The sequence below is a fragment of the Rhizobium sp. PDO1-076 genome (assembly GCF_000247475.1).
Lineage (GTDB): Bacteria > Pseudomonadota > Alphaproteobacteria > Rhizobiales > Rhizobiaceae > Allorhizobium.
Genome location: NZ_AHZC01000111.1, coordinates 1 through 16,656 on the forward strand (window position 1 = coordinate 1; position 16,656 = coordinate 16,656).

Consider the following 16,656-nt stretch of genomic DNA (forward strand, 5'->3'; position numbering starts at 1 on the left):
CGCAGCCGTCAGCGCCAGTTCGCCCCCTCTGTCGGCTCCGCCGACATCTCCCCCACACGGGGGAGATCACCGAGACCTCGGCGCAAGGGAGAGGATAGTGACCTTGGTGCAAGGGCGACAAAACACGGACAGTCAGAAATACCTCGTCGCACCGCCCTCATTTGCACAAGCTATCCGGTTGGCCGAGCGGCCAGCCCCTTGCCGATCTCCCTCCTTGTGGGGGAGATGCCCGGCAGGGCAGAGGGGGGTATCGCCGGCAACAAACCCCAAAAGGCACAACCAGCCCCGGCCGCCCGACAGCCCCCCTACAACCCCTCGCCCGGCGTCCAGACCCGCACCGGACGATCCCGTTGCACGACATAAAACCCGTCAGCCGTCACCGCCTGCCAGTCCCCCGCCGTGCCGTCCGGCCACAGCACTCTTATCTCCGTCCCGGCATGGTCACCTATGCCGAAATGGTGCCAGCCGATCTTGCCGCTGGCATGGCCGCCGCCGACGGTGACTTCGCGTGTCAGCACCCGATCGCCGTGCCGGACCTCGATCCAGGCGCCGATCGCGTCGCGGTTGGCGCCGTCCTGGCGAAGTGCCAGCTGCAGGAAATGCCCGGCATCTTTCGTGTCGTTGCGCCAGATCTCGACCGGCGAACCCTGGTTGACGACGACAAGATCGATGCGGCCATCGAGATTGAAATCGCTGAGTGCTGCCCCCCGCCCGCTTGCCGTGCTGGCAATGCCGGCCGTATCGCCCATCTCGACGAATTTTCCGTCGCTGCCCTGGACCAGCAGGTTGTTCGGGTCTTTTTCGGCAAAGTCCGGCATCTTGGCGACATTGCCCTTGGCGATGAACAGGTCGACGAGCCCGTCATTGTTGACGTCCTCGAAATCGGTATGCCAGGCGGTCGAGGGGCGGATTTCACCGCCGGTATAGGGTCGGTGCGCGGTCACGCCCCTGGCAAAGGCGATGTCGGCATAACCCGGCTTCGGCTGGCCAGCCGTCGGTACTTCTGCCAGAACCTGCAGCTTGTTGTCGGCCATGCTGGTCAGGAAATAATCGGGATAGCTGTCAAAATTGACGTCGTAGCTGGCAATGCCCATGCCCCAGATGCGCAGGTAGCGCCAACCGTCCTGCTGGCTGTAGAGCACCGGCGCCTTGCCCGGTTCGATGCGCCACATCTGCTCCTGGCCACCCTTGTAATATTCGCGGTCGTTGGAGACGCGCAGCGACGGCGTGCCGGAGCGGTTCCAGTCGGTGAACAGGATCGACAGGGGGCAGAAGGACGGCTTCAATGCCACAGGCGGCGCAAAGCGGCGCCCGCCCTCTGCGGCCGGTCGCTGCAGCCAGTTGTCGGTACACGAGCCCCAGGGCTCGATGTCCTCGAAGCGGTCGATATAATTGCCGACGGCCAGGGTCGGCCAATTTTCGCCGCGCTCGAAGGTTGCGGAAAAGGCGGTCGACCAGGCGTCGCCACCGTCAAAACCCCAGGCCTCGTTGGCGCGCTCGAAGCGGCATTCGCCGAGACCGCGCATCGCGACATTCTCGCCGGAGCGCAGCAGCACGAGGTCCTGGACGCCGTCGGCATCGACATCCAGCGGATAGGCGCCGAGGACCTTGTCGAATTCGAGGCCGGACCTGGCTTCGACAAACGACAGCGGGCCAGCGACAGTGCTGCGGTTCCGGTAGAACCTGGCCGGTGCCTCGCCGCCGGCCAGCAGCAGGTCGGCAAAGCCGTCGGCATTGCAATCGAAGCTCGCGACGCCGCCGCCGACCATGAACTCCCAGTCGCCGCGATAGGTGCTGTCGATGCCGGCGGTCGCGGTTTCATCGACAAAACGCGGGGCGAGCGGTTGCTTGCCTTCGGCGCTTGCCGCGCAAGCCGACAGGAGCAGGATTGCGAGGGTCGCCGACAACGGAAAACGGGCCATGGTCACTTTTTGCGTGCCTCTTGCTCTCGGGTCAATTTCGGGTGACGAGGGCGACGGCATGGTCGCCGATGCAGCGGCCCTGATCGAGGCCGCGCTCGATCGCGGCGCGGAAATGAATACCGCCGTAGAGGCGCGAAATGCCGGCCTCTTCGGCAGCCGCCCAGAAATTCGGGAAACTGCGGTTTGGCAGGCCGTCCTTTTCATGAGTCGAATCGACAAAGGCGACATCGTCGCCGAAGAAGGCGGTCAGCACCGCGGCAGCCGCACCCGACTGGGTGGAGTGGCCGCTTGGATATTCCGGAAACGGCGGCGTGATCAGCAGCGCCTCCCATTTCGGGTCGATGACGCGCTTGATATAGGTGATCGGCCGCAGCAGGTCGTATTCGAACTTGCTGTTCCAGCAGCCGACGAAGGCATCTGCAAGCGTCACGCCGAGGCGGGCGAGCAGGTCGGCGCGGTCGGCGGCGGGTGCCTTGCGCTCGTCGAGGATGGAGAGAGCGATCGAGATCCAGTGACCGGGCGGGGTCGGCGAGAGCATCGGATCATCGGACCAGAAGCGGGCAATCGCCCGCTGCTCCGGCGTGATCGCCTTGACCACATCATGCACTTCGAGGGCTTCTGTGTAGAAGACGGAGCCCTTGTCCTCGCTATAGGCGGGCGGCGGCGGCAGGCTGCAGCTCTTGCCTTGCGGCATGGCGAACGGCCGGTTGTCGCCCCATTTGGGCAGAAGCGGCTTCTGCTGCTGGTTGACCAGGCTGGTCGGCACCCAGTTGCCCGGCCCCTTGTTGAGCGCGAACTCGACCGGGAAACCCATGTTCTCCACGGTCGCGCCGCCGTCGTCCTTCGACCAGTCCAGGACATGGGCGACGACCGCGCGGCCATAGTCCTCGCTCAGCGCCGCAACCTGCTGATCGAGGCCGTCAGCAACCCTTGCCGCCATCTTCGCCCGCATGCGTGCCAGCACCCGCTGGCCGGTCGGGCCGGTGTTGGAAAACAGCTGGCCGACGGCCTCTGCCAGAGCCGCGTTGATCACCACCGTCTGGTCATAGGTCTTGGCGGGATCACGGCTGGCCAGCGGCGAAAACCCGTTCAACTGGCCGGCGAGCGAGCGCAGGGCGGGATCGCCCGATGCGGTTGCTTCATGGGCAATCACGCCGAGATAGGCGAAGGCGCGGCTGGCGACCGGTGGCGAATAGGTTGCGGTGTGGCGCACCAGTTCGAGCACCAGCCGATACCAGTCATGGATCACCGCGTCGGCACCGGGTCGCTCGGCGGCAGCCAGCGGCGCAGACCAGACGGAAAAGATAATCAAGCCGATTGCGCCGATGCGCCGCCAGATCGCGTTCATTGCCCCCTCCCCGAGGTCTTGAATGCCGACCCTCCCGATACCGGGGTCCCAAGGTCTTGTTCAGAGAGGATAAAGCATGGCCCCGGCCAAGCTGCAAGAGACGTCCGCACGCTTGGATCGTGGCGGATACGGATGACGTCAGATCAGGCCGATGGCCCGACCGGCAAGGCTTGCGGCAAAGACGAGGAGAAAGCTGGCCGCGACACGGCCGAAGACAATCGGGCGGGTGCCGGCGGCGCGGCGAAGCACGGTGGCGCCGAACGCGACCCAGATGACGGCAATGGCAACGGTCAACGCGGCAAAGACTGCGAGATAGGGCATGGGCTCCAGGACGGACGTCACGGCCGGCGGGATCAGGGCAAGGCCGATGATCAAGCCCTTCGGGTTGAGGACGGTGGTGGCATAGACGCCCGCGAAGGTGACGGGGCTTTCGCCATCGAGCCGGGGCGGGTGACGCCACAGGCGGGCGGCAAGCATCAGCACCCAGATCGCGGCGGCAAGCTTTACGGCAAGCGCTGCCTGCGGCCGGCCGGACAGCCATGGGCCAGCGAAGGTCGAGAGGGGGATGATGGTGGTGAGATAGCCGGCAAGCTCGGCGCCAATGAGAGACAGGGAACGGCGAAAGCCGGAAGACGCGCCGGACACCGCCAGAAGCGTATTGGTCGGGCCGGGCGTGAGCAGCAAAAGAAGTACGGCGAAAACAAAAGCGGCCAGGGCCAAATCGGCCTCCTTCATCAAGATCGCCTGATGCCTTAGCAGGTGATCCCTTGGCGCAGTTTGACTTCGGTCAAACAAGCCGGATGATGACCGAGGCCACAGGTCCGGGGATCCCGATCAGATCTGCGCGACCCAGGCGCGGGCGATGGCGAGACCGGCCTCATCCGAGGCGATGCCATGGGTTTCGGCAAGGGCGGGATGGCGCTCCAGCCAGCCCGGCTCCTTGCGCTCGATGACTTCTGGAAAGGCTGCTTTCCAGTCGGACACGACCTGACGGTCGGCCTCGAAATGGAACTGGAAGCCATAGGCCGCGCGACCGAGGCGAAAGGCCTGGTGACGGGCGGTGGCGTTTTCGGCGAGATGCACCGCCTGTTGCGGCAAGGTGAAGGTATCGTCGTGCCACTGGAACGACAGGAAACTGTCGGAGACTGCGGCAAAGACCGGATCGGCCTTGCCATGATCGGTCTTTTCAATCACGCGCCAGCCGAATTCCGGAGCCGCCCCGATCAGGTTGTCGCCGCCATAGGCGCGGGCGAGCAACTGGCTGCCGAGACAGATTCCGAGCACCGCCTTACCGGCGTCACCATAGGCACGCATCAGGGTGGACAGATCCGCCATATAGGGGTGCTTTTCGTCGTCGCGGGCGTTCTGCTCGCCACCAAGCACCACCAGCGCCTCGTATTCATCGAGCGTCGGCAATGGAGCGCCGGCATAGGCGGGGATGACAGTGACCTCGGCGCCGGCTTCGGCCAGCGCCTGACCGACCTGACCGGGATAGGAGACCTTCATGTTTTCAACGATGGCGACGCGCATGGGATCCGTTACTGTGAATCATCAGGAGCGGCCACGAAAGCATGGCAGATGTTTTGCCGCAAGGGCGCGACCCATGCCGCGCCCCGCTTTGTCGATCGATGCGCTTCAGCGCTCAGAATGTCTTTTTCAGGCGGGCGTCGACGGAATGGGCATTGCCGCCGCGGCTGACGAAGAAGAGCGTGACGGCCGCCCAGATGATCGACTTTTCAGCGCCGGAGAAACCCTGGCTCATGACGACCCAGTGGAAATAGACCGTGACCAGCAGAATGATGGTGGTTGCGACGGCAGCCACACGGGTGAAGAGGCCGATCGTCAGCAGGATGCCGCCGAAGAATTCCGCCACGGCCAGCAGCGGCGACCAAAAGACACCCGGATAGAAGCCGAGGCCTTCAACCATCTGGACCGCGCCGAAGGGGTCGGCGATCTTGCCGCTGCCATGGATGACGAGGCAGACGCCGGCGACGACGCGCAGAACGGTTTCGACGATCTCGTGTGTCGAGCGATAAAGCGGCGCGACCGCCGGGATGATGAGGCGGTTGGTTTCGGTGGCAGACATCGATGAACTCCTTGGAAAAAATGATCGATTGCCTCTTGGCGTAACAATGCCAGAGTGGCAATTGGCCGCAGATCAAAAGAAGAGCGCCGAAGTTAACTTATCCGTGATGTCGGGGACATGAGATGACACCAGAGACGAAGGACAGACCGCGGATCTCGATCACCTACTGCACCCAGTGCAACTGGCTGCTGCGCAGCGGCTGGATGGCGCAGGAACTGCTGCACACGTTCGCGGCCGATCTCGGCGAGGTGGCGCTGATCCCCGGCACCGGCGGCATTTTCGAGATCCGGCTGAATGACGACCTGCTCTGGGAGCGCAAGCGCGATGGCGGCTTTCCGGGACCGAAGGAGCTGAAACAGCGGGTGCGCGACGCGATCGACCCGGATCGTGACCTTGGCCATGTCGATCGGATCCATGCGGAGCGCGACAGCGGCCTCGATACTTGATCGGCAATCAAAAAAGGCGGCTGGTGAAAGCCGCCTTTCCGGTTCTGCTGTTGTGGCCGTCGCTCAGCCGAAGGGTGAACGGCAGGTCTTGAAGTAACCCGAGGACGACAGGAACTGATTCGTCCTTGGATTGTAGGAGCGATACCGGTCGAGGCACCAGTCTATATGGCGGTCCCAGCTGCGGCTGGGTCTCGCATAAACCGGCGGCGGTGGCGGGCGGCGATAGCCTGGCTGAACATAGACCGGCGGGCGACCGTAGACCGGAGGGCGGCCATAGTCCGGGTCGACATAGACCGGGGGTCGACCATAACCCGGCGGCGGCGGTGGCGGGCGACGATAGCCCGGCGGCGGGCGATCCCAGGTCTCATAACATCCGTTGAAGTCGCAGACCATGTCCACCGTCTGGACATCAGTTGACGTCCCGACAGCCGCAGGCTGGGCGCGCGAAACGGGCGAAGCGGGCATGATCGTGGCGGCCTGGGCCACCGCGGCCAGGCTCTCGACCGCGATCATCGCCAGCGCCAGAATTGCTGTTGTTTTTTTCATCGACGATTTTCCTGTCTTCGACATCGAATTGCTGCGCTGCCCGACGAAACGAACCGCAGCCTGACGAATAATCAGCGTTTCGATCACGGCTTTTTCACGGCGTTGTTAACAGGTTCGCCGCGAGCATGTGCCTGAAAGGTCAGCAAAACCGGGCTTGAAGCGTGATGCGACCGGCCCGGTGAAGAATGTATATGCGGCTTCGACATGAAAACTTCAAAAAGCCGATTGACAGGGGGAGTCTGTCGCTTTACATGGCTCCTCGTCGCCCAGATGGCGGAATTGGTAGACGCGCCAGCTTCAGGTGCTGGTACTCGAAAGGGTGTGGAGGTTCGAGTCCTCTTCTGGGCACCAAATTCCTATTCATACCAAGGCTTTGGCCTTGGATATGAACCTAAAAAAGCCGTCGCGGCTTTTTTATTTGGCTTTATTTCTAGCCTTAAGCCGTAGCGGCAACCGCCGCGCAAAAGCATGATCGTGCAGCCCGACAGGGCTTGCCAATCCCGAGAGGAAACCCGCAATGGATGAGACTGTCGCCATCGAATCGCGCAGCGATTTTGCCCTCTGGGCGATCGAGCGGGCGAAAGAAATCGTCAGTCAGGAAGGCTCGGCGTTGGCGCTTGCCTCCCGCGACATGAACGAAGAGGCGATCCGCGACGCGGGCCATGCGCTCGGTGCGGCGATCAGCGAAGCGCTGCTCGAAGTGTTCGACGGCCTGATCGGCGAGGACGAATAAGCGGGCGGTTGCAGTCAATCCAGATTGCGCGGATTGACCCCCGGATACCAGCCGCGGCCAGAGGTCGGCGGCTGGGTGCCCTGATAGACGATACCGTTCTTTTCGCAGCGATAGATGGTTCGCGGCAGGCTGTTTCGAAGCTCGCGCGCATCGATGCGCCTTGGCGCAGCGGTGAAGGTCTCGCATCTGTATCCATCACCAAACAGTTGCGGGTCCTGCGGCTTGACGCCCGGCAGATCGGTGAACGTATCCTTTCCCGCCTTCTGCCACTCGACGCCGCTGCCGGCGGCGAAGGATGCGGCCGGCGAAAGCGTCAGCAGAACCAGCCCCAGCACGCTCGCAATCCTTGCCATTCTCGTCGCCGCGATGCCGTGCGGGACCGGGAGGGCTGAATTCAACTGGATCATGGGGAAGGCTTCCGATGCGGGGTTCATGATCCCGATATAAGAAATCGACGCTCCAGCACCAAGAGAGCGCTCATCACATTTCAGCGATGGGACGGCGATAACCTGTCGGGGCGTCATACAACCAGCCGATGCGCTCGATGGCGTCATCGAGCCTCTCGCGCGCCACCGTCATGGTATGGCCATTGGCATGGATCATCATCTGCCCATCCTCCATGACAGCCACATGGCCCTTCCAGAAGACGAGATCGCCGCGCCGGAGCTGTTCGCGATCAATCGGCTCGCCGAGGCTGGATGCCTGCATGTCGCTGTCACGTGGGGCGGAACGGCCGGTCATACGCAAAGCCAGTTGCACGAGGCCGGAGCAATCGATGCCGAAGCCGGATTTGCCGCCCCAGAGATAGGGCGTTTCGACGAAGCGGGCGACAACGGCGACGTAGTCGCTTTCGACGGGCATGCCGACCGGGCCGCAATGGTTGGCGACAAGGGCACCGCCATCGGCGAGCAGCAGATAACGGGTGCCGCGCGTCTCGGCTTCACCGATTGCGGTGACGGCGCTGCCCATGGACAGCGCAGCCTTGACCGGAAACCGCAGATCCGGGCCGGAATAGACGAAGGTGCGTGGTGCGAGAACAACATGGGTCGAGGCCGCGACAGGGCAAAGGTTGCTCTCTTGCAGATAGCCGACATAACCATCGGCATCGGCCTTGATCCAGGCCCAACCGTCGGCGCGATCCAGGACGCGAACCGTTTCTCCGAGCAGGAGCTGGGTGTCGATACCGGAGCCCTGATCCGGCCGTGGGCGCAAGTCGATGACCGGCTGGCCTACCATGGCGGGATCGCCATCGGTGAACCGTGCGGCCTCCACCTTGCCCTGCAAGGCGGCTTCGGCGAGATCGGGTCGGTAGGCGTTGAGCCTGCGGTCGAGCATCATGTCAGTTGTCCATCAATACGTTCATCGAGCATCAATCGCGGTTCATCAATCGGGCGCACGGGAGCCAAGCGAGCGGGCCTGGGCAATGACCCGATCGCCGAATTTTTCCAGAAACAGCGCGCCGCCGACCGTGCGCCTGACCACCACGCTGCGCCGATCAAGCTCGTCGCGGACGCGATCGACCAGGCCCATTTCGCCCAGTGTGTCCAGCGCCCGGGTGACGACCGGCTTGGTCACCTCAAGGGTTGCCGCAAGTCCGCGCACGGTATGCGGCGGCGGCACGAGATAGATCTCCAGCAGGATGGCGAGCTGACGCATGGTCAGATCCGGCCCGTCCGCGCGGACCTGCTGCAGCGTTACCCGGTGCCAGAGGCCAAGCGCCTGGGTTGCGGTCAGTTCAAGGCTCATGGCCGGGTCCCGAGATGGTCATTGCGGGCATCTTTCCGGCAAACGGGCTGCCGATGCAAGAGGCCCGCAAGGCCTGGTTATTTCCAGCCGGTCTGGAGATACCGGTACAAGGCGCGGATGCCCTGTGCTTCGCCACCGACCGGCGAATGCGGGCGCTCGCTCTGCGACCAGCCGAAGATATCGAGATGCAGCCAGGTGCGCTCCTTCGAAACGAAGCGCTTGAGAAAGAGGGCCGCGGTGATCGCGCCGGCCATGCCGCCGGCCGGTGCATTGGTCAGGTCGGCAATCTGAGCCTTGAGCATGCGCTCGTAACCCTTATGCAGCGGCAGCCGCCACAGGGGATCATCGACCTCGAGGCTGGCATCGGCGAGATCATCGGCCAAGTCTTCGTCATCGGTGAAGAAGGGCGGCAGGTCCGGGCCGAGCGCGACGCGCGCGGCACCTGTGAGCGTTGCCATGTCGATGAGCAGATCAGGATTTTCGGCATCGGCATAGGCCAGGGCGTCGGCAAGAATCAGCCGGCCTTCGGCATCGGTATTGTCGATCTGGACGGTCAAGCCCTTGCGGCTCTTATAGACGTCACCCGGACGGAAAGCATTGCCGGCGATGGAATTCTCGACCGCCGGAATGATCACCGTCAGGTCGATCTTCAGCTTGGCGTCCATGATCATCAGGGCGAGGCCGAGGACATTGGCGGCACCGCCCATGTCCTTCTTCATCAGCAGCATGGAGGAGGACGGCTTGATATCGAGACCGCCAGTGTCGAAGCTGACACCCTTGCCGACCAGGGTGAGCTTGCGATGACCCTTCTTGCCCCAGCGCATTTCGATCAGGCGCGGCGCGACCGTCGATGCGCGACCAACCGCATGGATGAGCGGGAAGTTCTTCTCCAGCAGTTCGTCGCCGGTGGTGACGGTGACCTCGGCCTTGTAATGCTCGGCGAGACGGCGGACGGCGGCCTCGATATCGGCCGGGCTCATGTCATTGGCGGGCGTGTTGATCAGGTCGCGGGCGAGATAGACACCGGCGAGCTGACGCTTGATGTCGGCCGCATCGGCATCCTGGGGGATGAGCAGCTTCGGTTCAGTCGGGCGTTCCGAGCGATAGCGATCGAAACTGTAGGCGCCGAGGCCATAGCCGAGCAGCAGGCGGTTGGCCGTCAGCGGCGCGGTTTCGACATGCCAGTCGCCGGCAGGCAGCGTGCGGGCGAGCTTGCCTGTGAGGAAGGGGCTTTCGGACGGATTGGAGCCAAGACCCAGAAGCGCGCCGCCAAGATGGCCGTCTTCGGTCGGGATCAGCAAAAGGGCGCCGGCCTCGGCCTTGAAGCCTGCCTTCTTCGCCCAGTCGAGGGCGAGCGGCTCGAGCGTGCCGGTCTCGACATGGGCCGGCGTGACCGCGAAGATCGGCAGGGTCTTGCCGCCCTTGGTGCTGAAATGAGTCGGGCGTTCTATGTACTGGAAGGGGGCCATGGCTGCTGCTTTCAAGAGAATCGGCGTCGAGCGAATTAACACTCCGTTAGGGTTAACAGATTATTGCTTGAGTGGAGGTTACGTCACGCTGTTGAGGCAGTTGGCGCAGAAAACCAGACTTTCGGGATAGCAATCATGGCCAACCGGCATATTTCCTCGCGCCGCCGCATGCAGACCCTCGGCGGAATAGGCCTTGTCCTCGCGGCGCTGACACTGAGCGGCTGTGCGGGCCGGGAAAAACCGCTGATCACCGGCTCTATTCCGAAACTGTCGAAGCCCGTCGATTCGATGACCGGGCCGGAACTGGCGCGGGCATCCGAGACGATCGGCAAGGCCTATGAGGCCAATCCGAAGGACCGCAATACCGGGCTCAGCTATGCCAATGTGCTGATGATGTCGGGCCGCAACGCGCAGGCGCTGGCCGTCATGCAGCAGGTTGCGATCGCCCATGCCAATGACCGGGCAGTGCTGGCGTCGCTGGGCAAGGCCCAGGCTGCGGCCGGGCAGCTGGAAAAGGCGCTCGGCACGATCGCCCGTGCCCAGACGCCTGACCGTCCCGACTGGAGGCTCTATTCGGCCGAAGGCGCCGTGCTCGACCAGCTCGGTCGCTCGGCCGATGCCCGCGGGCGCTACCGGATGGCGCTCGACATGCAACCCGGCGAACCGAGCGTGCTGTCCAATCTCGGTATGTCCTATGTGCTGTCTGGTGACCTGAAGACGGCCGAGACCTATCTCAACCAGGCATCGCAGCAACCGACGGCCGACAGCCGCGTGCGGCAGAACCTGGCTCTGGTGGTCGGCCTGCAGGGGCGGTTCCAGGAAGCCGAACAGATCGCCGCGCGCGAACTCGATCCACAGCAGGCGACTGCCAATCTCGAATATCTGCGCGGCATGCTGGCGCAGCAGAACTCCTGGAAGCAGCTTGCCGCCGACGGCAAGCCGAAGAAAAGCGGCTAAGGCCTGATCCGCGATAACGCGACAGGGTCATCGCCTGGTTAATCCGGGGAACCGTCTTCATCCGGCAGGACGAGGCGCGAACGGCCGCTGGTCAGATCCTGCACCAGCCGCGCCACCTGATCCTCATCGCCCAAACGCAGGGTGACGGCGAGCGTTGCACCTTGCGCTTCGAACGTCTCGACCAGCGACACATGCGGCAGGGCGAGCAGCCTTGCCTTGACCAGCGCCAGATCGGCAAAGCCGACAACCACCACACCTGTCAGCATCGGGATGATCTCGACCTTTTCGCCGAGGCGCAGGGCGGCCGCCGCCGAGCCGCCATAGGCGCGCATCAATCCGCCACTGCCGAGCAGAATGCCGCCGAACCAGCGGGTGACGACAACGGCGACGCCATCGAGATCCTGTCCATCGATCGCCTGCAGGATCGGCTTGCCGGCGGTGCCGGACGGTTCGCCGTCATCGGAAAACCGGTAGGCCTGTCCGAGGCGCCAAGCCCAGCAATTGTGGTTTGCCGTGTCATCGCGATGGGCGGCGAGGAAGGCCTTGGCCTCGCCCTCGCTGGCGATCGGAGCGGCAAGCGCGACAAAGCGGCTCTTCTTCACGTCCTGGGAAAATTCGACGGGCTGAAGCAGAGAAAAACGCATGGCGATGATCAGACTTTGATGGGGCCGAATGAAACGTCGCTCGACGGTACAGGGGCGCCTGCCCCGGTTCCAGCGGAAACCGGCGTCAGCGGATATGGGCGCGATTGCTCTCCAGCCATTGGCGCAGGGCGGCGATGACCGAGAGCCTGAGGCTCGCCCTCATCGCCAGCGCGCGGGCGAGCGCATGGTCGTCGGCGGGAAAGCCCATTTCGGCCATCACGGCGCGCGGCGACAGGCGCCTTGCGCGCATGACCGCTTCGATCCGCTCTATTGTGGCGGGAAGCAGGTAGCGGCCATTGGCAATCAGCGGCTCGACCGGAATGGTAGTGGTTGCAGTCGGGCGCACGTCTGCGGTCATGGGGGTCGCGCCACTGGCAACCATCGACGCCCTGTCATGCAGGAGAACAAGGGACGGCGCGATGCCGTTGGCCCGGGTTTCGGCTGCGACGAAGTCGAGGAAGGCGTCGCGGTCTTCCGTTGTGGCCTGGGCCCAGGCCTTGATCAGCTTCTTCAGATGATTGCGCTTGGGCTTTTTCGACATGACCGGCTTTCTCTTCGATCCCCGGTCCTTACCCCGCCCGGCGGCGGAGCGCGAGAAAAAATCATTGTCGATGGGAGACTTTGACGAAGGGCCGAATTCTCCAGCGACAACAGGCAGATCCTGCCCGGGGGATGCCGGTCCGGAGTGCTGGAATATTAGGAAAATCAGCTGCAGCGCAAGCAGTCATTAACCTTTATTTTCTACTGATGGAGTGCTTGCCAGCTCTCCCGTTTCTCGTCAGCGATCAGGTTTTCAATGCATCCTCCCCGCCAAAATTCCGTGTTTTCCACCAATGCCTTAGGGGAAAAGCCGACGACGACGCAGACGCCTGTGGCCGCTCCGGCTGCAACGCAGGCGACGGCTGCGCCGGGTCTGCCTGCATCGGGCAAGCCACGAACGGGAACCGATCAACTGGCGGCCAGCCAGATCGAAGGCCGCAGCGAGATGCCGGCCTGGCAGACCGCCTTCGTGCTGGGGCCGAACGTGCGCTTCACCCGCACGCCGGACAAGACACCAAATCAGGGGTTGGGCCAGCGCGGGGAACCCGAAACCGTGGAGTCGGTGGTGGCACCGCCGGTGGCGCAGGCTTCCGTGACCCCGCCAGCGGCAAAACCGACCGTCGACATGCCGCGTGCGCCGGCCTCGGTTACCCTGCCGCAGCCGCCGGATGCGGTCGGGGCACGGGCTCTGACCTACAAACTGCGCCGCGAACTGGCGCGCCAGCAGGCGGAACAGGCTGCCTGGGCGGCCGCGCATGGGCAGGAAATGCCGATGATCGCAACGCCGGCCCAGAGCCTTGCACCCGTCGCAGCGCCCACGCCTGCAATGCAGGTGAACCAGACACTGCAGGCCATGCAGGCAACCGTCGCCCCGGCACCGCGTGCGATGATGCCCACAAGGATTACCGCTTCGGCACCGAACGAACCGCGCGTGCAGCAGCCGACGATGGTGCGCAACGCCTTTCTGCGCGGTCCGATCCAGGCACAGCAACAACAGCAACAGCCGCAGCAAACAGTGGCCGCACCACCCCCTGCGCCTGCTTCTGGCCCCGTCCCTGCGGCGCAGGCAAAAGCTGTGACCGCGAATGCGGTGCAGGCATCGCATGGGTCGGCGAGCCTGGCTTCGGCGGCACAGGTTCCGGCCATTCCGGCGCAGGCACAGCCGGCCGTGGCCCCGGGTCGGGCACCGCTGGACCTGAGCGCATTGCTGTCGGACCATATCTTCTTCGAAGCGATGATAGACGTTGGTGATGCACCGGCCGAGGCGGTGGCGAACCTACCGGTCGGTCCTGCTGCAAGAGCCGCTGCCGCTTTGCTTGCTCCTCTCCGCCATGCTGCTCCCCATGCCTCACGGACGACGCTTCCCACGGTCATCCCGACGCAGCAACCGGTGCGCTCGCGGATCGCGGCGCGTGCCGAGGTGGTGCGCTATCGCCCGGATATGGCCGTTGAGCCGCCAACTGCGTCGCTGATCAAGCCCGTGTTCGACGCACCGGATGGCTCGGTGATTGCACTCTACCGTCAGGTTGAAGCACGCATGCCGATCGTTTTCGGCGACGCACAGGCCATGGTCGAGGCCGTGCCGGCCCTCAGCGAGGCAGCCTCCCCCCTGCAATCGCAGGCTTCCCCGGCACCGCAGCCGTTCACCAGCTCCCTGCCGATCGCCCAGGCGTTGAAGGCACGCCAGCCGCTTTTCCGCGAACAGCCGGCGCTGGCCGAGGGCGAATACGAACTGCCGCCGATCGATCTCCTGCAGGAAGCGCAGGTGCTGGATGCGCCGGCGATGAGCCCGGAGGCGCTTGAGCAAAGCGCAGGCCTGTTGGAAAACGTGCTGGAAGATTTCGGCATCAAGGGCGAAGTGATCGATGTGCGGCCGGGTCCGGTCGTCACGCTCTATGAATTCGAGCCGGCACCGGGGGTCAAATCCTCGCGTGTCATCGGCCTCTCCGACGATATCGCCCGTTCGATGTCGGCGCTGTCGGCGCGTGTCGCCGTCGTGCCCGGCCGTAATGTCATCGGCATCGAACTGCCGAACCCGGTGCGCGAAACGGTCTATCTGCGCGAACTGATCGAAACGGCGGACTATGCCGAGACGCGGTTCAAGTTGCCGGTCTGCCTGGGCAAGACCATCGGTGGCGAGCCGGTAATTGCCGAACTGGCCAAGATGCCACATCTGCTGGTCGCCGGGACAACCGGGTCCGGCAAATCGGTGGCGATCAACACGATGATCCTGTCGCTGCTCTACCGGCTGCGACCGGAAGAATGCCGGCTGATCATGGTCGATCCGAAAATGCTCGAGCTTTCGGTCTATGACGGCATTCCGCATCTGCTGACGCCGGTCGTGACCGACCCGAAGAAGGCGGTGATGGCGCTGAAATGGGCCGTGCGCGAGATGGAAGATCGCTACCGGAAAATGAGCCGGCTCGGCGTGCGCAATATCGACGGCTACAATTCACGCGCAGCCGCAGCCCGCGCCAAGGGCGAGACAATCCTGTGCAGCGTGCAGACCGGGTTCGACCGTTCGACCGGAGAGCCGATCTACGAACAGGAAGAGATGGACCTCGCGGCGATGCCTTATATCGTCGTCATCGTCGACGAGATGGCCGACCTGATGATGGTCGCGGGCAAGGAGATCGAAGGCGCGATCCAGCGGCTGGCGCAGATGGCGCGTGCGGCCGGCATCCACCTTATCATGGCAACACAGCGCCCATCGGTCGATGTCATCACCGGCACGATCAAGGCGAACTTCCCGACCCGCGTCTCGTTCCAGGTGACGTCGAAGATCGACAGCCGTACCATTCTCGGCGAGCCGGGTGCAGAACACCTGCTCGGCCAGGGCGACATGCTGCACATGGTCGGCGGCGGGCGCATTGCCCGTGTGCATGGTCCATTCGTATCGGACGAAGAAGTCGAAAAGGTCGTCGCACATCTGAAAACGCAAGGCCGGCCGGAATATCTCGGCACGGTGACCGAAGACGCCGACGAGATGGACGAGACGGCTGAGGAAGACAGCGCCGTGTTCGATAAGTCGGCCATGGGCGAAGAGGACGCCAGCGACCTCTACGACAAGGCAGTGAAGGTCGTGCTGCGCGACAAGAAATGCTCGACGTCCTATATCCAGCGCCGGCTTTCGATCGGCTATAACAAGGCTGCCTCGCTGGTCGAGCGCATGGAGCAGGAAGGCCTGGTCGGCCCGGCCAACCATGTCGGCAAACGCTCGATCATTGCCGGTGGTCGGGAGATCAGCCCGCTGCCGGACAGCGACATCGAAGGCTGAACGCGCTATCTTGGCGTGAGATGCCGACCGCAACAGAAGAATGGCGAAGTCTGGTTTCCACTGGCCATAATCCAAAGAAAACGGCGCCTCCCAAAGCGGAAGGCGCCGTTTTTCATGTTCCGGAACATGCCGGATCAGCTGTCAAAATCAGCTATCTGGCGTGAGCGTCATCGAGGTGCCGGTGGCGGCCAAGTTGAGGCCGAGCTGGCCGGTCACACTGATGGTCTGCAGGTGGATGGAACCGGAGGTGCCGCCGACCAGGATATTGGCACCGACGCCGGCGCCGACCGTGGCTTCCGCCGTGATGCCCTGGTAGAGACCGCCCAAGGAGCCGCGATGATATCCGGCTGTCGGGGCAAAAACCGCCCAGATCAGGCTGCCCTTGGTGGTGAAGCCGAGATCAACGCCCATCTTGCGCAGGGCGCCCGTGTAGCGGTCAAGCGGCTCGCTGCCGATGGTCGAGGTGAAGACGCAATCGACCTCCTTGGCAGAACCGACGACAAAACCGACACCGCCACCGACATTGCACTGGAGATAACCGATACGAACGCCGCCGCGCTGGTCAGCTTCCTCATAGGTGGGAACGGGATCCTGGCGGGACATATCAGCCGAGAAGGCTGTGCCTGCGCTGGCCAAAAGCGGCAGTGCAGCAAGCGCAACGGCGAGAGAATTCTTCATGGTGTACTCCTTCAAACTTGAACCTGCCCTCCGATGACCATGCATCCGAGCGGGTGGGCTAGGTGTGATTAACGCATATGGCGAAAGAATGATCCATCGGCGCTTTCACTTATGTTTCTGCGGTCGATCGGCATCGATTGACAGACGCAGCTACGCCGCGCATGGGCGCGAGCGGTGAAACGGCCGGACAGGCCCGCCCCAAATTCCGGCGACCACCGACAAGCGACCTCGCCCCAAAAACACTTCGGCGGCGTGCTGAGCACG

General features: G+C 63.7%; 17 protein-coding genes and 1 tRNA gene. 5 read left to right on the top strand and 13 right to left on the bottom strand.

Annotated elements, in window-relative coordinates; genetic code table 11:
* Positions 1 to 305 precede the first annotated feature (305 nt).
* The 5 genes from PDO_RS08215 to PDO_RS08235 all read right to left on the bottom strand — a co-directional run bounded on the left by PDO_RS08215 (position 306) and on the right by PDO_RS08235 (position 5,356).
* Positions 306 to 1,922, bottom strand: a complete 1,617-nt coding sequence (locus tag PDO_RS08215; RefSeq protein WP_037073005.1) for a CRTAC1 family protein — start codon at positions 1,920 to 1,922, stop codon at positions 306 to 308.
* Between the two features lie 31 nt (positions 1,923 to 1,953).
* Positions 1,954 to 3,270 carry a vanadium-dependent haloperoxidase gene (locus tag PDO_RS08220; protein ID WP_007600277.1) on the bottom strand — a complete coding sequence of 439 codons (1,317 nt, stop codon included), beginning with the start codon at positions 3,268 to 3,270 and terminating at the stop codon, positions 1,954 to 1,956.
* Between the two features lie 138 nt (positions 3,271 to 3,408).
* The gene (locus PDO_RS08225; RefSeq protein WP_007600278.1) at positions 3,409 to 4,005 is read right to left on the bottom strand and encodes a LysE family translocator; all 597 of its coding nucleotides are present in this window, start codon (positions 4,003 to 4,005) and stop codon (positions 3,409 to 3,411) included.
* A gap of 99 nt (positions 4,006 to 4,104) precedes the next feature.
* A complete protein-coding gene (locus PDO_RS08230) occupies positions 4,105 to 4,800 on the bottom strand; it encodes a type 1 glutamine amidotransferase (RefSeq protein WP_007600279.1) in 696 nt (231 codons plus the stop codon).
* 112 nt (positions 4,801 to 4,912) lie between these two features.
* The gene (locus PDO_RS08235; protein ID WP_007600289.1) at positions 4,913 to 5,356 is read right to left on the bottom strand and encodes a DoxX family protein; all 444 of its coding nucleotides are present in this window, start codon (positions 5,354 to 5,356) and stop codon (positions 4,913 to 4,915) included.
* A gap of 122 nt (positions 5,357 to 5,478) precedes the next feature.
* Here PDO_RS08235 and PDO_RS08240 point away from each other — a divergent pair, with 122 nt between their 5' ends.
* A complete protein-coding gene (locus PDO_RS08240; RefSeq protein WP_007600290.1) occupies positions 5,479 to 5,802 on the top strand; it encodes an Rdx family protein in 324 nt (107 codons plus the stop codon).
* Positions 5,803 to 5,865: 63 nt separating this feature from the next.
* Here the strand turns inward: PDO_RS08240 and PDO_RS08245 are convergent, their stop codons facing one another.
* The gene (locus tag PDO_RS08245; protein WP_007600291.1) at positions 5,866 to 6,348 is read right to left on the bottom strand and encodes a BA14K family protein; all 483 of its coding nucleotides are present in this window, start codon (positions 6,346 to 6,348) and stop codon (positions 5,866 to 5,868) included.
* Between the two features lie 264 nt (positions 6,349 to 6,612).
* On the opposite strand from PDO_RS08245, the gene PDO_RS08250 reads away from it, so the two are divergent.
* Both PDO_RS08250 and PDO_RS08255 read left to right on the top strand, forming a co-directional pair.
* Positions 6,613 to 6,699: transfer RNA gene (locus PDO_RS08250), tRNA-Leu, on the top strand.
* Positions 6,700 to 6,865: 166 nt separating this feature from the next.
* The gene (locus tag PDO_RS08255) at positions 6,866 to 7,081 is read left to right on the top strand and encodes a hypothetical protein (protein ID WP_007600292.1); all 216 of its coding nucleotides are present in this window, start codon (positions 6,866 to 6,868) and stop codon (positions 7,079 to 7,081) included.
* A 14-nt stretch (positions 7,082 to 7,095) separates the two neighbouring features.
* Here PDO_RS08255 and PDO_RS08260 read toward each other — a convergent pair whose 3' ends face one another.
* From PDO_RS08260 to PDO_RS08275, 4 genes are all read right to left on the bottom strand, one after another.
* Positions 7,096 to 7,488 (bottom strand): hypothetical protein, encoded by a 393-nt coding sequence (locus PDO_RS08260; protein WP_007600293.1) that lies wholly within the window; start codon positions 7,486 to 7,488, stop codon positions 7,096 to 7,098.
* A 73-nt stretch (positions 7,489 to 7,561) separates the two neighbouring features.
* Positions 7,562 to 8,419, bottom strand: coding sequence for a C40 family peptidase (locus PDO_RS08265; RefSeq protein WP_007600294.1), 858 nt, complete (start codon positions 8,417 to 8,419; stop codon positions 7,562 to 7,564).
* 45 nt (positions 8,420 to 8,464) lie between these two features.
* The gene (locus PDO_RS08270; RefSeq protein ID WP_007600295.1) at positions 8,465 to 8,827 is read right to left on the bottom strand and encodes a MarR family transcriptional regulator; all 363 of its coding nucleotides are present in this window, start codon (positions 8,825 to 8,827) and stop codon (positions 8,465 to 8,467) included.
* A 77-nt stretch (positions 8,828 to 8,904) separates the two neighbouring features.
* Positions 8,905 to 10,296: a leucyl aminopeptidase gene (locus PDO_RS08275; protein ID WP_007600296.1), complete on the bottom strand. Its 1,392-nt coding sequence runs from the start codon at positions 10,294 to 10,296 to the stop codon at positions 8,905 to 8,907.
* A gap of 135 nt (positions 10,297 to 10,431) precedes the next feature.
* Between PDO_RS08275 and PDO_RS08280 the strand changes: the two genes are divergently transcribed.
* Entirely contained in the window at positions 10,432 to 11,253 is an 822-nt protein-coding gene (locus PDO_RS08280) for a tetratricopeptide repeat protein (RefSeq protein WP_007600301.1), read from the top strand.
* Positions 11,254 to 11,291: 38 nt separating this feature from the next.
* Here the strand turns inward: PDO_RS08280 and PDO_RS08285 are convergent, their stop codons facing one another.
* Both PDO_RS08285 and PDO_RS08290 read right to left on the bottom strand, forming a co-directional pair.
* Positions 11,292 to 11,897: an IMPACT family protein gene (locus PDO_RS08285; protein WP_007600303.1), complete on the bottom strand. Its 606-nt coding sequence runs from the start codon at positions 11,895 to 11,897 to the stop codon at positions 11,292 to 11,294.
* An 85-nt stretch (positions 11,898 to 11,982) separates the two neighbouring features.
* Positions 11,983 to 12,438, bottom strand: a complete 456-nt coding sequence (locus tag PDO_RS08290; RefSeq protein ID WP_007600306.1) for a hypothetical protein — start codon at positions 12,436 to 12,438, stop codon at positions 11,983 to 11,985.
* A 255-nt stretch (positions 12,439 to 12,693) separates the two neighbouring features.
* Between PDO_RS08290 and PDO_RS08295 the strand changes: the two genes are divergently transcribed.
* Positions 12,694 to 15,714 carry a DNA translocase FtsK gene (locus PDO_RS08295; protein WP_007600308.1) on the top strand — a complete coding sequence of 1,007 codons (3,021 nt, stop codon included), beginning with the start codon at positions 12,694 to 12,696 and terminating at the stop codon, positions 15,712 to 15,714.
* A gap of 147 nt (positions 15,715 to 15,861) precedes the next feature.
* Here PDO_RS08295 and PDO_RS08300 read toward each other — a convergent pair whose 3' ends face one another.
* Positions 15,862 to 16,392 (bottom strand): DUF992 domain-containing protein, encoded by a 531-nt coding sequence (locus tag PDO_RS08300; RefSeq protein WP_007600310.1) that lies wholly within the window; start codon positions 16,390 to 16,392, stop codon positions 15,862 to 15,864.
* Between the last annotated feature and the right edge of the window lie 264 nt (positions 16,393 to 16,656).